This window comes from Stenotrophomonas sp. YJH_SMC_65 (genome assembly GCF_059369475.1).
Genome location: NZ_JCAFSR010000001.1, coordinates 48,988 through 66,339 on the forward strand (window position 1 = coordinate 48,988; position 17,352 = coordinate 66,339).

The 17,352-nt window shown below is 67.6% G+C and carries 17 protein-coding genes; 10 read left to right on the forward strand and 7 right to left on the reverse strand.

Annotated features, from left to right (window positions below; all coding sequences use genetic code 11):
- Positions 1-130: 130 nt before the first annotated feature.
- The 5 genes from mdtD to AC5P7A_RS00230 all read right to left on the reverse strand — a co-directional run bounded on the left by mdtD (position 131) and on the right by AC5P7A_RS00230 (position 4,683).
- On the reverse strand, positions 131-1,540 hold the full coding sequence (mdtD, locus tag AC5P7A_RS00210) for a multidrug transporter subunit MdtD (RefSeq protein WP_014648053.1): 1,410 nt from the start codon (positions 1,538-1,540) through the stop codon (positions 131-133).
- Positions 1,541-1,632: 92 nt separating this feature from the next.
- Positions 1,633-2,715, reverse strand: coding sequence for a uroporphyrinogen decarboxylase (gene hemE, locus AC5P7A_RS00215; RefSeq protein ID WP_049408252.1), 1,083 nt, complete (start codon positions 2,713-2,715; stop codon positions 1,633-1,635).
- 25 nt (positions 2,716-2,740) lie between these two features.
- Positions 2,741-2,980, reverse strand: a complete 240-nt coding sequence (locus tag AC5P7A_RS00220) for a WGR domain-containing protein (RefSeq protein WP_014648051.1) — start codon at positions 2,978-2,980, stop codon at positions 2,741-2,743.
- Between the two features lie 51 nt (positions 2,981-3,031).
- On the reverse strand, positions 3,032-4,144 hold the full coding sequence (aroB, locus tag AC5P7A_RS00225; protein WP_053495220.1) for a 3-dehydroquinate synthase: 1,113 nt from the start codon (positions 4,142-4,144) through the stop codon (positions 3,032-3,034).
- Positions 4,141-4,683: a shikimate kinase gene (locus AC5P7A_RS00230; protein ID WP_014648049.1), complete on the reverse strand. Its 543-nt coding sequence runs from the start codon at positions 4,681-4,683 to the stop codon at positions 4,141-4,143. The genes aroB and AC5P7A_RS00230 overlap by 4 nt, the downstream gene beginning before the upstream one ends.
- Positions 4,684-4,781: 98 nt before the next feature.
- On the opposite strand from AC5P7A_RS00230, the gene AC5P7A_RS00235 reads away from it, so the two are divergent.
- Positions 4,782-4,985 (forward strand): dodecin family protein, encoded by a 204-nt coding sequence (locus tag AC5P7A_RS00235; RefSeq protein WP_005410663.1) that lies wholly within the window; start codon positions 4,782-4,784, stop codon positions 4,983-4,985.
- A gap of 8 nt (positions 4,986-4,993) precedes the next feature.
- Here AC5P7A_RS00235 and AC5P7A_RS00240 read toward each other — a convergent pair whose 3' ends face one another.
- Positions 4,994-5,821: a kinase gene (locus AC5P7A_RS00240; protein ID WP_046432003.1), complete on the reverse strand. Its 828-nt coding sequence runs from the start codon at positions 5,819-5,821 to the stop codon at positions 4,994-4,996.
- 40 nt (positions 5,822-5,861) lie between these two features.
- Between AC5P7A_RS00240 and pdxH the strand changes: the two genes are divergently transcribed.
- Together pdxH and AC5P7A_RS00250 are read left to right on the forward strand one after the other, a co-directional pair.
- Entirely contained in the window at positions 5,862-6,461 is a 600-nt protein-coding gene (gene pdxH / locus AC5P7A_RS00245) for a pyridoxamine 5'-phosphate oxidase (RefSeq protein WP_126411263.1), read from the forward strand.
- Between the two features lie 187 nt (positions 6,462-6,648).
- On the forward strand, positions 6,649-7,101 hold the full coding sequence (locus AC5P7A_RS00250; RefSeq protein WP_032957082.1) for a DoxX family protein: 453 nt from the start codon (positions 6,649-6,651) through the stop codon (positions 7,099-7,101).
- A gap of 74 nt (positions 7,102-7,175) precedes the next feature.
- On the opposite strand, the gene prpR is transcribed toward AC5P7A_RS00250, so the two are convergent.
- Complete coding sequence (gene prpR, locus AC5P7A_RS00255) at positions 7,176-8,759, reverse strand: propionate catabolism operon regulatory protein PrpR (RefSeq protein ID WP_495219794.1); 1,584 nt, start codon at positions 8,757-8,759, stop codon at positions 7,176-7,178.
- 153 nt (positions 8,760-8,912) lie between these two features.
- On the opposite strand from prpR, the gene prpB reads away from it, so the two are divergent.
- The 7 genes from prpB to AC5P7A_RS00290 all read left to right on the forward strand — a co-directional run bounded on the left by prpB (position 8,913) and on the right by AC5P7A_RS00290 (position 17,194).
- The gene (gene prpB / locus AC5P7A_RS00260; protein ID WP_126411260.1) at positions 8,913-9,806 is read left to right on the forward strand and encodes a methylisocitrate lyase; all 894 of its coding nucleotides are present in this window, start codon (positions 8,913-8,915) and stop codon (positions 9,804-9,806) included.
- A 35-nt stretch (positions 9,807-9,841) separates the two neighbouring features.
- Positions 9,842-10,999, forward strand: coding sequence for a bifunctional 2-methylcitrate synthase/citrate synthase (gene prpC, locus AC5P7A_RS00265; protein WP_005418357.1), 1,158 nt, complete (start codon positions 9,842-9,844; stop codon positions 10,997-10,999).
- Between the two features lie 97 nt (positions 11,000-11,096).
- On the forward strand, positions 11,097-13,715 hold the full coding sequence (gene acnD, locus AC5P7A_RS00270; protein ID WP_111206439.1) for a Fe/S-dependent 2-methylisocitrate dehydratase AcnD: 2,619 nt from the start codon (positions 11,097-11,099) through the stop codon (positions 13,713-13,715).
- Between the two features lie 99 nt (positions 13,716-13,814).
- Complete coding sequence (locus AC5P7A_RS00275) at positions 13,815-14,072, forward strand: type II toxin-antitoxin system ParD family antitoxin (protein ID WP_032957090.1); 258 nt, start codon at positions 13,815-13,817, stop codon at positions 14,070-14,072.
- On the forward strand, positions 14,059-14,385 hold the full coding sequence (locus AC5P7A_RS00280; RefSeq protein ID WP_049441268.1) for a type II toxin-antitoxin system RelE/ParE family toxin: 327 nt from the start codon (positions 14,059-14,061) through the stop codon (positions 14,383-14,385). Before AC5P7A_RS00275 ends, AC5P7A_RS00280 begins: the two co-directional genes overlap by 14 nt.
- Before the next feature lie 23 nt (positions 14,386-14,408).
- Entirely contained in the window at positions 14,409-15,587 is a 1,179-nt protein-coding gene (gene prpF / locus AC5P7A_RS00285) for a 2-methylaconitate cis-trans isomerase PrpF (protein WP_046431995.1), read from the forward strand.
- Positions 15,588-15,733: 146 nt separating this feature from the next.
- On the forward strand, positions 15,734-17,194 hold the full coding sequence (locus tag AC5P7A_RS00290; RefSeq protein ID WP_445391839.1) for a bifunctional 2-methylcitrate dehydratase/aconitate hydratase: 1,461 nt from the start codon (positions 15,734-15,736) through the stop codon (positions 17,192-17,194).
- Positions 17,195-17,352 lie beyond the last annotated feature (158 nt).

The following is a 17,352-nucleotide window of genomic DNA, read 5'->3' on the forward strand; positions in this document are numbered from 1 at the left end:
CCGCGGAGCGGGGTTTACGGCGTGTCCTGCAAGCCCGCACCGCCCCGTCAACCCACGGAATGCTCGCTGTTGCTGTTGCTTCGGCTTCGGCCTCTGCAGGTGCAGGGCCGCAGGCCCTGCCGAACCACCTTCACTCCGCGACGTGCTCGACCTGCCGCGGTTCGGGCTTGGTGTCGGGCAGCTGCCAGAAGATCATCGTCGAGGTCAGCGTGATCGCGCCCACGCACAGGAACGTGGCATGCAGCGCGGCGGTGGCGCTGTTGCTGTCCAGGTGGTTGCCGAACGCGGCCAGCAGGCTGCCGGCGGCTGCGGCGCCGAAACCGGCGGCCAGCATCATCACCATCGACAGCAGGCTGTTGCCGGAACTGGCGAACTCACGGTCCAGATCGCGCAGGGTCACGGTGTTCATCACGGTGAACTGCAGCGAATTGACCGCGCCGAAGAACGCGAGCTGCAGCAGGCGCCAGGCCAGGTGCTGGCCGGGTGTCATCAGGATGAAGCTGGCCATCGCCAGGCCGACCAGCACGGTGTTGACCATCAGCACGCGGCGGTAACCGAAGCGCTCGACCAGCCTCACCGCCAGCTGCTTGGAGACCATGCCGGCGGCCGCTACCGGCACCATCATCAGGCCGGCATGCATCGGGCCCAGGCCGAGGCCGACCTGCAGCAGCAGCGGGATCAGCATCGGCATCGCGCTGCTGCCGATGCGCGAGAACAGGTTGCCGAGAATGCCGATGCGGTAGCTGGGCACGCGGAACAGGGCCAGCGAGAACAACGGTGCGGTCGAGTTGGCGGCGTGCAGCCAGTAGCCCACCAGCGCGGCCAGGCCAGCCACGGTCATCAGCATCACCAGTGCGTGTGGCGTACCCAGGCCGGAGATGCCGTCCAGTGCCAGCGACAGCACCACCATCGCGAAGGCCAGCATGACGTAGCCGCGCAGGTCGAAGCGGGTGCGGTGGCTGGCGTAATGGTCGGGCATGATCTTCATCGCGGCGATGAAACCGATCACGCCGATCGGCAGGTTGATCAGGAACACCCAGTGCCATGAGGCGATCTCGACCAGCCAGCCGCCCAGCGTGGGGCCGATCAGCGGGCCGACCAGCGCGGGGATGGCGATGAAGCTCATCGCGCGCAGGAAATCCTCGCGGGGCACCGAGCGCATCACCGCCAGCCGGCCGACCGGCAGCAGCATCGCACCGCCGATGCCCTGCAGCACGCGCGCACCGACCAGCTGGTGCAGGTGCTGGGCCAGCGCGCAGGCCAGCGAGCCGAGGGTGAACAGGATGATCGCCACCAGGAAGGTGCGCCGGGTGCCATAGCGGTCGGCGATCCAGCCCGAGGCGGGAATGAAGGTGGCCACCGCCAGCGCATAGCTGAACACCACCGACTGCATCTGCAGCGGGCTCTCGCCCAGGCTGGCCGCCATCGCCGGCAACGCCGTGTTGACGATGGTCGAGTCCAGCATCTGCATGAAGATCGCCAGGGACACCAGCCACAGCAGGGGACGCTGGCGGTTGTAGGTCGATGGCGATGTGGACATGGGGTGCGGCCGGTGCAGCGTGGGGGCCGCCATGATCGCGCACTGCGGGTCACGGCGCGATCAAGGTCGCGCCGTACCTGCCTGCGGAATGCTCAGCGTTGGCTGTGCGCGTGCACTGCGTCGACCAGCACCTGTACATGCGCCGGGTCCATGTCCGGCGACATGCCATGGCCGAGGTTGAACACATGGCCCTCGCGCGAGCCGCCGTTGCCGGCGGCATAGGTGTCGAGCACGCGCGCGGCGGCCGCGGCGATCGCATCCGGCGAGGCGTACAGCGTGGTCGGGTCGAGGTTGCCCTGCAGGGCGACGCGGCCACCGGTGCGGCGCATCGCCTCGTCCAGGTCCAGCGTCCAGTCCAGGCCGAGTGCATCGGCGCCGGTCTGCGACAGCGCTTCCAGGTGCAGGCCGGTGCCCTTGCCGAACAGGATCAGCGGCGTGCGCTCGCTGCCTTCGCCGCGCTCCAGCCCCTCGGCAATGCGCTGCAGGTAGCGCAGCGAGAACTCGCGGTACATCGACGGCGACAGCACGCCACCCCAGGTGTCGAACACCTGCAGCGCCTGCGCACCGGCGGCGCGCTGCGCGCCGAGGTAGGCGATCACGGCGTCGGTGGTGACCTCCAGCAGGCGGTGCAGGGCCTGCGGATGGTTCAGTGCCATGGCCTTGATGCGCGCAAAGTCCTTGCTGCCACCGCCTTCCACCATGTAGCAGGCCAGTGTCCACGGGCTGCCGGAGAAGCCGATCAGCGGTACCTGGCCGTCCAGCTCGCGGCGGATCAGCCGTACCGCATCCATCACGTAGCCCAGGTCCTGTTCCATGTCCGGCACCGCCAGCCGGGCGATGGCGGCTTCGTCACGCACCGGGTGCCGGAACTTCGGGCCTTCGCCTTCGACGAAGTACAGCTCCAGGCCCATCGCGTCGGGAATGGTGAGGATGTCCGAGAACAGGATGGCCGCGTCCAGCGGGAACCGGCGCAGCGGCTGCAGGGTGACTTCGCAGGCGATCTCCGGGGTCTTGGCCATGGCCAGGAAGCTGCCGGCCTTGGCCCGGGTCGCGCGGTATTCCGGCAGGTAGCGGCCGGCCTGGCGCATCAGCCAGACGGGGGTGCAGTCCACCGGTTCGCGGCGCAGGGCGCGCAGCAGGCGATCGTTGCGGAGAGGGCTGGTCACGATGGGCATTCCTTGGACGGGAGGAGCAGCGGCGTCAGTCGCCGTGCGAAAGGATCTGGAAGCCGCGATGCAGTTCGGCATCACGGGCCTTCTCGAAGGCGTGGCGGGCGTCGTCGGCCTGCAGGAACAGCTCGCGCCGCAGCTGCGAGCGGCTGCCGACACGGCCGCTCTCGCGCAGCAGCTCCCAGCCGCCGAACAGGTCCGGCAGCAGGCTCAGGCGCAGGAAGCGCGGTGCCTGCGCGCCGGCATCGGGATGTTGCAGGTAGACGTGCATGGCGCCGATTGTAGCGGGGCCAGGGTGACCCCAGCCGCAACGCGGCCGGCACTACCGGACCGACAGCACCTTCAGCACCGCCGCTTCATCCACGTCCGGCACCACTTCGGCACGGCCCATCCCGCGCCACAACACCAGGCGCAGGCGGCCGGCCACGTTCTTCTTGTCCAGGCGCATGCGGCCGAGCAGGGCCTGCGGCTCCAGCCCGCCCGGGATCGCCACCGGCAGGCCGAGGCGTTCCAGCAGGGCCTGCAGGCGCGCGCGGTCGGCATCGTCGGCCAGGCCCAGGTCGGTGGACAGCTTCGCCGCCAGCACCATGCCCACCGCCACCGCCTCGCCGTGGTTCAGCGCATCGCGGCCCGGGGCCGAATAGCCCTGTTCGGTCTCGATGGCGTGGCCGAAGGTGTGGCCGAGGTTGAGCAGGGCACGCTCGCCCTTTTCGAACGGGTCGCGCTCGACGATGGCGGCCTTGTGCCGGCAGCTGCGCGCGATGGCCTCGGCCAGCACCGCATCCTCGCCGGCCAGCAGCGCATCGGCATGCTGCTGCAGCCACTCGAAGAACACGGCATCACCCAGCGCGCCGTACTTCACCACTTCGGCCAGGCCGGCACGCAGCTCGCGTGGCGGCAGGGTGGCCAGCACGCGGGTATCGGCGATGACCGCACGCGGCGGATGGAAGGCACCGACCAGGTTCTTGCCGGCCGGAATGTCGACTGCGGTCTTGCCGCCCACCGACGAATCGACCATTGCCAGCAGGGTGGTCGGCAGCTGCACGCAGTCCACGCCGCGCATCCAGCAGGCGGCAGCGAAACCGGCGAGATCACCGACCACGCCGCCGCCGAGGGCGAAGACGCAGGCGTCGCGGGTGGCGCCGAGCGCGGCCAGCGCTTCGATCGCGCGGCCGAACTCGGCCAGCGTCTTGGAGGCTTCGCCCGCGGCCAGCACGTGCTCGCCGATGACCAGGTCGGGGCGAGCGGCCAGCAGCGTCTGCTTCACCGGCGCCAGATAGCGCGGGGCGACTTCACTGTCGCTGAGCAGCAGCACATGACGGCCGCGCACGTGCGAGGCCAGCGCGGTGCCATCGGCCTGGGCACCGGCGCCGATGGTGATGGAGTAGGGGCGGTCGCCGCCAACGGCGACCTGCAGCAGGGCGGGGGAGGTCATGCGGTCAGGTCCTGGCGCTGCCATTGCGTGGCCAGCTTGACCACCAGTTGGGCGGTCGCATCGGCAGCGGTATACGGGTCGGTGTCGAGGGTGAGGTCGGCCAGTTCGCGGTACAGCGGGTCGCGGTGTGCGGCCAGATCGTGCAGCACCTGCTCGCGGTCCGGGCGCTGCAGCAGCGGCCGGCCCTTGTCGCGGGCCAGGCGCTCGAGCTGTTCGGCCACGCTGACCCGAAGATAGACCACGAAGCCGCGCCGGGCGATCAGTGCACGATTGTCCGGATCCAGCACGGCGCCGCCACCGGTGGAGACCAGCTGACCACGGCCTTCCAGTACCCGCGCAAGCGCCTGGCGTTCATGGCTGCGGAAGCCGGCTTCGCCGGAGTGCTCGAAGATGGTCGGAATGCTGGCGCCGGCGGCATCGACGATGGCCTGGTCGACATCGACGAAGTCCAGCGTGAAACGCTCGGCCAGGCGGCGGCCGATGCAGGTTTTGCCGGCGCCCATCGGGCCGATCAGGATCAGGTTCGGAGCAGGATTCATGCCTTCTGATGCTAACACCTCCGTGCCCTGGCCTTTACGTTCTTCACGTCAGGGTGGGCGTTCCTGCGGGGTCTCCCGCGCCAGACGGAGTACAGGCCATGACGGTCGCCAAGGTCATCGAAATCACTGCGTCCTCGCCGAAAAGCGTGGAAGACGCCGTGCGCAGCGGGCTGAAGAAAGTCTCCGAGACGGTCAAGGGCATCCAGGGCGCCTGGGTGAACGAGACCAAGGTGGTCACCAATGGCAGCGGCGAGATCACCGAATGGCGGGTCAACCTGCGGGTGACTTTCCTGGTGGAATAGGGGCGCGTTCAGCGCACGTCCTGCACCTGTCGCTGGCCGTCCAGCACCACCACGTGGTCGGCCAGGGCGGGCAGGGCGCTCAATGCCTGCCGGCTGACCCGCTCGTAGTACTGCACGAAGCGCTCCAGCTGTGGCCGGCTCATGCCGTGCCGGCCCGGCTGCGCGGCCTGCAGGTTCTGCTCCTGCTGCCAGCGCCAGCGTGGTACCACCGAGAAATCCGGCGGCTGCAGGAACCACAGGCGGTCGCAGCGCTGCCACAACGCCGGGTAGTCACGGGCCAGCGCCTGGTTGCACCAGCGCCGCCAGCGGCCATCGGCGTCGGCTTCGCGTTCCAGTGCGTTCAACGGGCTGTCCAGCGCGTCGTCATCCTGCGCGGGCGTGCCCAGGAACCAGCCTTCGAATACCAGCAGGTCCAGCGGTTGCTGCAGCTGCGGCCAGTGTGCTTCGGGCAGGCGCTCGTCGGCCAGCTTGTCGAAGCGCGGCATTGCGAAGGGCTGGCGTGCGGCCACGGCGTTCAATACCGCATGGGCCAGCGGCAGGTCGTGGGTGCCGGGCGGGCCGCGGGTGATCAGCAGTGGGTGCACCTGGCGGGCCAGCCGTTGGCGCTGTGCGCGGGTCAGGTAGACATCATCGATCGACAGCGTGGCTGCGTTCAGGCCGCGTGCCTGGGCACGGGCCACCACCTGCGCCGCCAGCGTCGATTTGCCGCTCCCCTGCAGGCCGCTGATCGCCAATACTGGAACCGCTGCGCCGCTGCCCAGCGCATCATCCAGCGCCTGTTCGGCCAATGTTTCGGGGAATCCTTTCACCTGGGGCATATACGCAGCAGCGGCCATGCAGCCACAATAGCCCAATCCGTGTGAGAAGAACGCAATCATGAGCGACCTGTACGCCGAAGCCCTGTCCACGTTTGCCGGCCTGTTCGACGAGGCCAAACAGAGCCGCGAGGTCGAGCCGAACGCGATGACCGTGGCCACCGCCGATACGCAGGGTCGCCCCTCGGCGCGCACCGTGCTGCTGAAGGCGTTCGATGAGCGCGGCTTTGTGTTCTACACCCATCTGGACAGCCACAAGGGCCGGGAGCTGCAGGCCAATCCGCAGGCTGCACTGCTGTTCCTGTGGCGCAGCCTGCGCGAGGCCGGCATCCAGGTGCGCATCGAAGGCCGTGTCGAGCAGGTCGCCGATGCCGAAGCCGACGCCTATTTCGCCAGCCGCCCGCGGATGAGCCAGATCGGCGCGTGGGCCTCGCAGCAGTCGAAGACGCTGGCAACGCGCGAGGAATTCGATGCGCGCGTGGCCGAGGTCGAAGCCCGCTTCGAGGGCAAGGACGTGCCGCGCCCGGAGGGCTGGAGCGGCCTGCGCGTGGTGCCTGACCGCATCGAGTTCTGGTTTGGCGCGCAGTTCCGCCTGCACGAGCGCTGGTGCTATGAAGCCGGCGCCGAAGGGCGCTGGAGCAAGCGCCTGCTGTACCCGTAAGGCGGGGTGGTGCCGGGGCTGCTGTAGAGCCGAGCCCATGCTCGGCTGATGTTCTCGCAGGAGCAGCCGAGCATGGGCTCGGCTCTACAGAAACCTGCGTTTGTCGCGAACGGACTGGTCCGCTTCATGCACGAGCAGGTCGGCGACGGGCACACTCGCTGCGATGCCCTCGATCTGCGGAGTTGCCATGCCCTCCTGGCGTTGCCTGTTTGCCGTGCCGCCACCACGCCGCGGCGTGGAAGCGTTGTTGTTGCTGCTCGCCCGCATCGTCGCCGGTGTGATGTTCTGCGTGTCCGGCTGGAACAAGGTGTTCACCGACGCCGGGCGCGAGCGCATGGTGCATACGCTGGTCGATGCCGGTATCCCATTCCCGGTGTTCAGTGCGCCGGTACTCGGTGCGATCGAGTGGATTGCGGGTGGTCTGCTGGTGCTGGGCCTTTTGAGCCGCCCCTCGGCCCTGCTGCTGGCGGCGATCTGCGTAGTGGCTGCGCTGACCGATGGCATCGCGCGCATTCCGGCAGGGCTTGGCGTGCTGGATTGGCTGAGCTGGTTCTTCTACCTGAGCGAAGTGCCGCTGGGCGTACTGCTGCTGTGGATTGCCGCAGTGGGTAGTGGACGGTTCGCCATCGAAGCGCGCTGACGACAGGCACCGTGTAGAGCCGAGCCCATGCTCGGCTGCTTACGCGGGAACCTCAGCCGGGCATGGGCTCGGCTTTACAGGTCCTCCGCGCGCAGCCAGCGCCACAGCGTGGTGCGTGACACGCCCAGCGCCTGCGCCATGCCCTCGCGATCATGCCGGTGTTCCCGCAACAGTGCTTCCAGCTTGGCCCGCGGTGGGCGCCTGCCGTTGCTTTCCACCGGCAACGCCGCGACACCTTCATGCACCAGCTCAGGCGCCAGCTGCAGCAGTCGCGCGGCATCGATCAGCCCTTCACCGGGCTGCCAGTGGATGCGCAGGCGATCGACCAGATTGCGCAGCTCGCGCACGTTTCCCGGCCACTCGGCCGCGCACAGTAGCGCCAGCGCCGCCTCATCCAATGGCGCGTCGATGCCACGCAGTTGGCGGAAGAAATGCTGCACCAGCAACGGGATGTCACCGCGTCGGGCGCGCAGCGAGGGCAGGGCAATCCGCAGCGCGGCCAGGCGATAATACAGGTCGCGGCGGAAGCTGCCGGCTGCCGCGCGCTGCTCCAGCGACTGCAGGGTGGCGGCGACCACGCGCAGGTCCACCGGCGTCGGTTCGGTGGCACCCACGCGCAGCACTTCACGTTCCTCCAGCACCCGCAGCAGGCGGGTCTGCAGCGGCAGCGGAAGTTCGCCGATTTCGTCCAGGAACAGGGTGCCGCCATCTGCAGCTTCCACCAGGCCAACGCGGCCGCCACGCCGTGCGCCGGTGAAGGCGCCATCGCTGTAGCCGAACAGCTCCGCTTCCAGCAGCGATTCGCTGATCGCGCCACAGTTCAGCGCGACGAAGCGGCCACGGCGCCCGCTGGCGGCGTGCAGCTGGCGCGCCACCAGTTCCTTGCCGGTGCCGGTTTCGCCGCTGACCAGCACGGTGCTGTCATGTGGGGCATACAGCGCGATCTGCGCGCGCACCTGCGCCATCGCGTCGCTGTCGCCGAGCAGTTCATGCGCATCGGCACGCGCTGCCGGGCGCCGGCGCGGTGCAGCGCGGTTGCTGCCGGAACGTGCCAGGGTCTGGGTCAGTTCCAGCGCATGTTCGAACGCCTGCCGCACCGAGTCGGCCGAATACAGCAGCACCCCGGGCAGGCCGGCCTGCTCGGCATGGTCGATGGCCATGCCGGTGCCGACGATCACCTCGATGCCGTTGGCGCGCAGGTCGGCGATGCAGTCGCGCGCATCCTCGCGGGTGACGAAACGGCGATGCTCGATATCCAGGCCGAAACTCTGCTGGAAGTTGCTGAACACCGGTACGTCGCTGGCGTGGGTGACCAGGCCGATGCGGCCGGCGATACGCCGTGCCCGGGCCAGCGCTTCCATCAGGTCGAAGCCGTTGGCCTGGATCGGCACCAGCGGCAGCTCCAGCCGGCCGCGCAGCCAGGCCGCGTTGGAGCCGCCGGCGATGACCACGTCGCAGTGCTCGCGGCGCAGGCGTTGGCCGATCACCTCCACCGCTTCCTCGAAGCCGAGGTTGATCTGTTCGATACGCGCGCGGCGGTCGAACTCGGGGATCACGTCGCCGAGCAGGCCGGTCAGCCGCGAGACGCTGACCGTCCAGATCACCGGACGGCCCGGGTCGGCATCGGCATGGCGCAGGGGGGAGCGGGGCAGATACATGGCAGCCGTTTCGGGGAGGATGTTTCATGATACATCCGTTTCAATGTTTCATATGTTCCACTGTTGCATGCCGGTCATTCCCGTGAAATCAACCGCTTGCAGCTTGGCATGGTGCTTGCGCTTCCTTTCCCGTACTTCAACCTGGATTGCCGCATGACCGCTTCTGCCCCTTTCTCCGCCGGTGCCCGCTTCCGTGAGGCGCTGGCTTCCGAATCGCCGCTGCAGGTGATCGGTGCGATCAACGCCAACCACGCCCTGCTGGCCAAGCGCGCCGGCTTCCGTGCCATTTACCTGTCCGGCGGCGGCGTTGCCGCAGGCTCGCTGGGCCTGCCGGACCTGGGCATCAACACCCTGGAAGACGTGCTGGTGGACGTGCGCCGCATCACCGATGTCTGCGACCTGCCCTTGATGGTCGACATCGACACCGGCTTCGGCCCGAGCGCGTTCAACATCGCGCGCACCGTGAAGTCGCTGATCAAGGCCGGCGCGGCCGCCTGCCACATCGAGGACCAGGTCGGCGCCAAGCGTTGCGGCCATCGTCCGGGCAAGGAGATCGTCTCGCAGGGTGAAATGGTCGACCGTGTGAAGGCCGCTGCCGATGCCAAGACCGATCCGGACTTCTTCCTGATCGCGCGCACCGACGCCATCCAGGTGGACGGCGTGGACAAGGCGATCGAGCGCGCCATCGCCTGTGTCGAGGCCGGTGCCGACGGCATCTTCGCCGAGGCCGCCTACGATCTGGATACCTACCGCCGCTTCGTCGACGCGGTGAAGGTGCCGGTGCTGGCCAACATCACCGAATTCGGCGCCACCCCGCTGTTCAGCCGCGATGAACTGGCCTCGGCCGGCGTCGCCATCCAGCTGTTCCCGCTGTCGGCGTTCCGTGCCGCCAACAAGGCCGCCGAGAACGTCTACCAGGCGGTGCGCCGCGATGGCCACCAGCGCAACGTGGTGGAAACCATGCAGACCCGCGAGGAACTCTACGACCGCATCGGCTATCACGCCTTCGAGCAGCAGCTCGATGCGCTGTTCGCCGCCAAGAAATAAGCAGTACCCTGCACCATCAAGTTTCGGAGGGAAACATGAACGATACGACCGCAACCCCGACCTTCAAGCCGAAGAAGTCCGTCGCCCTGTCCGGCACCGCGGCCGGCAACACCGCGCTGTGCAGCGTGGGCCGCAGCGGCAACGACCTGCACTACCGCGGCTATGACATCCTGGACCTGGCCAACACCAGCGAGTTCGAGGAAATCGCCTACCTGCTGGTGCACGGCAAGCTGCCGACCCGCGCCGAGCTGGTTTCGTACAAGGCCAAGCTGAAGTCGCTGCGTGGGATCCCCGCCGCGGTGAAGGCCGCGCTGGAAGAGCTGCCGCCGTCGGCGCACCCGATGGACGTGATGCGCACCGGCGTGTCCGTGCTCGGCTGCGTGGCACCGGAGAAGGACGACCACAACCACCCGGGCGCGCGCGACATCGCCGACAAGCTGATGGCCTGCCTCGGTTCGATGCTGCTGTACTGGTACCACTGGAGCCACAACGGCCGCGCCATCGATGTGGAAACCGACGATGATTCGATCGGCGGCCACTTCCTGCACCTGCTGCATGGCGAAAAGCCGCAGGATTCGTGGGTGAAGGCGATGCACACCTCGCTGATCCTGTACGCCGAGCACGAGTTCAACGCCTCGACCTTCACCTGCCGTGTCATCGCCGGTACCGGCAGCGACATGTACAGCGCGATCTGCGGTGGCATCGGTGCGCTGCGTGGCCCGAAGCATGGCGGCGCCAACGAAGTGGCGTTCGAAGTGCAGAAGCGCTATGACAACCCGGATGAAGCCGAGGAGGACATCAAGGCGCGCGTCGAGCGCAAGGAAGTGGTGATCGGTTTCGGCCACCCGGTCTATACCGTCTCCGATCCGCGCAACAAGGTGATCAAGGACGTGGCCCGCGAGCTGTCCGAGGAACAGTCGAGCATGAAGATGTACGACATCGCCGAGCGCCTGGAATCGGTGATGTGGGACATCAAGAAGATGTTCCCGAACCTGGACTGGTTCAGTGCGGTCAGCTACCACATGATGGGCGTGCCGACCGCGATGTTCACCCCGCTGTTCGTGATCGCGCGCACCGCCGGCTGGAGCGCGCACATCATCGAGCAGCGCATCGACGGCAAGATCATCCGCCCGAGCGCCAATTACATCGGTCCGGAAGACCGCGACTTCGTTGCCATCGACAAGCGCGTCTGATCCCCCTGCTGTCCCCATCCGGCCGGCCGCATGCCGGCCGGGTGCTTTCGCCGCCGCACCGCCGGCACCCGGCCCGCCCCAAGCACTCCGCCAGCCCATGAATACCGATTACCGCAAGAACCTCCCCGGCAGCGCGCTGGACTATTTCGACGCGCGCGCCGCTGTCGATGCGATCCAGCCCGGCGCCTATGCCACCCTGCCGTACACCTCGCGCGTGCTGGCCGAGAACCTGGTGCGCCGCTGCGATCCGGCCACGCTCGGCGATTCGCTGAAGCAGCTGATCGAGCGCCGTCGCGACCTCGACTTCCCGTGGTTCCCGGCACGCGTGGTGTGCCACGACATCCTCGGCCAGACCGCGCTGGTGGACCTGGCCGGCCTGCGTGATGCGATCGCCGACAAGGGCGGCGACCCGGCCAAGGTCAATCCGGTGGTGCCGGTGCAGTTGATCGTCGATCACTCGCTGGCGGTGGAATGCGGTGGCTACGATCCGCAGGCGTTCGAGAAGAACCGCGCCATCGAGGATCGCCGCAACGAAGACCGTTTCCACTTCATCGACTGGACCAAGCAGGCGTTCCAGAACGTGGACGTGATTCCGCCGGGCAACGGCATCATGCACCAGATCAACCTGGAGAAGATGTCGCCGGTGATCTACGTGCAGGACGGCGTAGCCTTCCCGGATACCTGCGTGGGCACCGACAGCCACACCCCGCACGTGGACGCGCTGGGCGTGATCGCGATTGGTGTTGGCGGCCTGGAAGCGGAGAACGTGATGCTGGGCCGCGCGTCGTGGATGCGCCTGCCGGATATCATCGGCGTCGAGCTGACCGGCAGGCCGCAGCCGGGCATCACCGCCACCGACGTGGTGCTGGCACTGACCGAGTTCCTGCGCAAGGAACGCGTGGTGGGTGCGTATCTTGAATTCTTCGGCGAGGGGGCGTCGGCACTGACCATCGGTGACCGCGCCACCATCTCCAACATGTGCCCCGAATACGGCGCCACCGCCGCGATGTTCTATATCGACGGGCAGACCATCGATTACCTGCGCCTGACCGGCCGCGAGGAATCGCAGGTGGCGCTGGTGGAGAACTATGCGCGCACCACCGGCCTGTGGGCCGATGACCTGGCCACCGCGCAGTACGAGCGCGTGCTGCGCTTCGACTTGTCCAGCGTGGTGCGCAACATGGCTGGCCCGTCCAACCCGCACAAGCGCGTGGCCACCGCCGAGCTGGCCGAGCGCGGCATCGCCGACGAAGCCAAGCTGGCAGCGGGCAGGGCCGAGCAGGCGCAGGGCCTGATGCCCGACGGCGCGGTGATCATCGCCGCCATCACCAGCTGCACCAACACATCCAACCCGCGCAACGTGATCGCTGCCGCACTGCTGGCGCGCAAGGCCAACGAACGTGGCCTGCTGCGCAAGCCGTGGGTGAAGTCGTCGCTGGCGCCGGGCTCGAAGGCGGTGCAGCTGTACCTGGAAGAATCCGGCCTGCTGCCGGACCTGGAAAAGCTCGGCTTCGGCATCGTCGCCTTCGCCTGCACCACCTGCAACGGCATGAGCGGCGCGCTGGATCCGGCCATCCAGCAGGAGATCATCGATCGCGACCTGTACGCCACGGCCGTGCTGTCGGGCAACCGCAACTTCGATGGCCGCATCCACCCGTATGCGAAGCAGGCCTTCCTGGCGTCGCCGCCGCTGGTGATCGCCTATGCCATCGCCGGCACCGTGCGCTTCGACATCGAGAAGGACGTGCTGGGCGTGGATGCCGAGGGCAACGAGGTGCGCCTGAAGGACATCTGGCCGAGCGATGCCGAGATCGACGCGGTGGTGAAGGCCTCGGTGAAGCCCGAGCAGTTCCGCCGCGTCTACAACCCGATGTTCAACGTGCGCGTGGAGCATGGCGCGGCGGTCAGCCCGCTGTACGACTGGCGCCCGCAGAGCACCTACATCCGCCGTCCGCCGTACTGGGAGGGCGCACTGGCCGGTGAGCGCACACTGTCGGGCATGCGTGCGCTGGCGGTGCTGCCGGACAACATCACCACCGACCACCTGTCGCCGTCCAACGCGATCCTGGCGTCCAGTGCCGCCGGCGAATACCTGGCGAAGATGGGCCTGCCGGAAGAGGACTTCAATTCCTACGCCACCCACCGCGGTGACCACCTGACCGCACAGCGCGCCACCTTCGCCAACCCGAAGCTGTTCAATGAAATGGTGCGCAACGACGATGGCAGCGTGAAGCAGGGTTCGCTGGCGCGCGTGGAGCCGGAAGGCAAGGTGATGCGCATGTGGGAAGCGATCGAGACCTACATGGACCGCAAGCAGCCGCTGATCATCATCGCCGGTGCCGACTATGGCCAGGGCAGCTCGCGTGACTGGGCCGCCAAGGGCGTGCGCCTGGCCGGTGTGGAAGCGATCGTGGCCGAAGGCTTCGAACGCATCCACCGCACCAACCTGATCGGCATGGGCGTGCTGCCGCTGGAGTTCAAGCCGGGCACCACCCGCCTGACCCTGGGCATCGACGGTACCGAGACCTTCGACGTGATCGGCGAGCGCACCCCGCGCGCCGACCTGACCCTGGTCATCCACCGCCGTGACGGCCAGGACGTGATCGTGCCAGTGACCTGCCGCCTGGACAGCGACGAGGAAGTGGCGATCTACGAAGCCGGTGGCGTGCTGCAGCGTTTCGCCCAGGACTTCCTGGAAGGCGCCAAGGTGGCGTGATACCGGCCTGAATGCCTGCCCCCGGAGGCCGGGGGCGGCTTGTCCGACACCCGGGCAGGGCGCACACTGACTTGGCAAAAACTGCCAATGGAGAGTCTCATGGCCACCATGAACATTTCGCTGACCGACCCGCTCAAGCAGTTCGTGGACGAGGAAGTGCGTGAAGGCGGCTACTCCAGTACGTCGGACTACGTGCGTGACCTGATCCGCCAGCGCCAGCGCAGCAAGGCCGAAGAGCTGCTCAAGCAGTTGATAGCCGAGGGGCTGGCTTCTGGTCCAGGCGTCGCGGTGACGGCCGACACATTCGAGCGCATGCGTCGCGAACTGACCGAAAGGATGGAGCGTGAAGGCGATTGAATGGCGGCCAAGGGCCGAAGCCGACGCAGCCGATGCCGCGCTGTGGTTTGCACGGCAGGGTGGGCTGGTACTGGGTCGGCGCTTTCTCGCCGAGTTGGAGGCCACGCTTCAACGCATCGCGGTGTTTCCAGGCTCGGATTCCACCCGGCACGCCGACCTCGCAGCACAGCTGCCGGTGTCGTTGCGGTTCATGCTGGTTCCGGGCTTCGAACGCTACCTCGTCTATTACCTCGATCTACCGGACCGCGTGGACATCATGCGTGTGTGGTGCGTTGATCGTGGTCTTGACGCACTGATGCAAGACATTTCCTGAAATTCAAACGCGTGGATTCGACGATGACCTTCCTCCCGCAACTCCGTATTCCCGCCACCTACATGCGCGGCGGCACCAGCAAGGGCGTGTTCTTCCGCCTGCAGGACCTGCCCGAAGCCGCTCAGGTGCCGGGCGCCGCGCGCGATGCGCTGCTGATGCGCGTGATCGGCTCGCCCGATCCGTATGGCAAGCAGACCGACGGCATGGGCGGTGCCACCTCCAGCACCAGCAAGTGCGTGATCATCTCCACCGCCTCGGTGCCGGACCACGATGTGGACTACCTGTACGGCCAGGTCTCGATCGACACCGCCTTCGTCGATTGGAGCGGCAACTGCGGTAACCTCAGTACGGCAGTGGGTCCGTTCGCGATCGCCAATGGGCTGATCGATCCGGCCCGGGTGCCGCGCGATGGCCTGTGCACCGTGCGCATCTGGCAGGCCAACATCGGCAAGACCATCATCGCCCACGTGCCGATGCGCGATGGCGAAGTGCAGGAGATCGGCGATTTCGAGCTGGATGGCGTGACCTTCCCGGCCGCCGAGATCCAGCTGGAGTTCATCGATCCGTCCGATGACGGCGATGCGGGCGCGATGTTCCCGACCGGCAATCTGGTCGACACCTTGGATGTGCCGGGCGTCGGCAGTTTTGAGGTGACCATGATCACCGCCGGCATTCCGACCATCTTCCTCAATGCGGCCGACCTGGGCTACACCGGCACCGAACTGCAGCCTGCGATCAACGAGGACAAGGGGGCGCTGGAGCGCTTCGAGAAGATCCGCGCCTACGGCGCCTTGCGCATGGGTCTGATCAGGAACCTGGAAGATGCGGCCACCCGCCAGCACACGCCGAAGGTGGCCTTCGTGGCGCCGGCACGGGACTACGTGTCCTCCAGCGGCAAGGCCATTCCGGCCTCGGCCATCGACCTGCACGCGCGGGCGTTGTCGATGGGCAAGCTGCACCACGCGATGATGGGCACCGCCGCCGTGGCGATCGGCACTGCGGCGGCGATTCCGGGCACGCTGGTCAATCGCGCGGCCGGTGGTGGTGAACGCGAAGCGGTGACCTTCGGCCACCCTTCCGGCACTCTGCGCGTGGGCGCGCAGGCCGGCCTCGTTGACGGCCAGTGGACAGTGACCAAGGCCATCATGAGCCGCAGCGCCCGCGTATTGATGGAAGGCAAGGTGCGGGTGCCGGCCGAATAACCAGCCGGTCGGCGCTGGCATCACATGCTTCGGTAGATGCCAACCTTGGTTGGCATGGCATTGGCACCGCCCGGGCAACGTCCAGCGCCAACCAAGGTTGGCGACTACCGGGAGGCGCGGCCTGAGCTCTGAAGAGGAGATCGACGATGTCTGACAGCCACACCCCATCCAACGAGCGTGCAGCGTGGGATGCGCTGCTGGTGGACATCGTCGATTACGTACGCGACGCGCGCATCGACTCCCCCCTGGCCTTCCAGACCGCGCACTACTGCCTGCTCGACACGCTGGGCTGCGGGCTGGAAGCGCTGTCCTTCCCGGCCTGCAGCAAGCTGCTCGGTCCGCTGGTGCCGGGTATCAGCGTGGTCAACGGGGCGCGCGTGCCGGGTACGCACTACGTGCTGGACCCGGTGCAGGCCGCCTTCAACCTGGGCGCGATGGTGCGCTGGCTGGATTTCAACGATACCTGGCTGGCCGCCGAGTGGGGCCACCCGTCGGACAACCTGGGCGGCATCCTGTCTGTCTGCGATTGGCTGGGGCGCAACGCGCAGGCCCTGCATCGCCCAGCGCCGACCCTGCATGACGTGCTGCTGGCGATGATCAAGGCACACGAGATCCAGGGCGTGCTGGCCCTGCAGAATTCCTTCAACCGGGTCGGGCTGGACCACGTGGTGCTGGTCAAGGTGGCCACCACCGCGGTGGTCGCGCAGTTGCTCGGCCTGGATCGCGAACGCATGCTCAATGCACTGTCGCTGGCCTGGGTCGATGGCCAGGCGCTGCGCACCTACCGGCACGCGCCCAACACCGGCTCGCGCAAGAGCTGGGCGGCCGGCGATGCGACCAGCCGTGGCGTGCGCCTGGCGCTGATGGCGGCCAGTGGCGAGATGGGCTATCCCAGTGTGTTGAGCGCGCCGACCTGGGGTTTTGAAGCGGTATCGATGCAGGGCAAGGCGCTGACGCTGGAGCGACCGCTGGGCAGCTACGTGATGGAAAACGTGCTGTTCAAGATCAGCTACCCGGCCGAGTTCCATGGCCAGACCGCGGTGGAGGCGGCGATCACGCTGCACCAGCAGCTGCGTGCGATGGGGCGTCGGGTCGAGGACATCGCGCACATCGCCATCTGCACCCAGGAAGCCTGCATCCGCATCATCGACAAGCAGGGCCCACTGCATAACCCGGCCGACCGCGACCACTGCGTGCAGTACATGGTCGCCATCGCATTGCTGCATGGGCGGCTGGTGGCCCAGGACTACGAGGACGATGTGGCGGCGGATCCGCGCATCGATGCGCTGCGCGCGAAGATGACCTGCCATGAAGACCCGCAGCTCAGCGCCGATTACCTGGACCCTGACAAGCGCAGCATCGCCAACGGCCTGAGCGTGCGCTTCACCGATGGCACCGAGCTGCCCGAAGTACTGGTGGAATACCCGCTGGGCCACGCGCGCCGTCGCGAGGAAGGCATTCCGCTGCTGATGGACAAGTTCCGCCGGCACCTGGCCCATCGCTTCCCGACCACCCAGCAGCAGCGCATCCTGGCCGCATCGCTGGATCTGGTGGCGCTGGCGGCGATGCCGGTGACCGACTATGTGGACCTGTACCTGCCGGGGTAGGGGCGCTTCACCGGATCTGACACCACGCCTGCTTGCCGGGCACATGGCTCGATCCGCTTGGGTAGGTGCCAACCTTGGTTGGCACGGCCGACGCCAACCAAGGTTGGCGGCTACCGAGACTGCCGGCCAGCGGCCGGCACTACCCGCGCCTGGGGCAA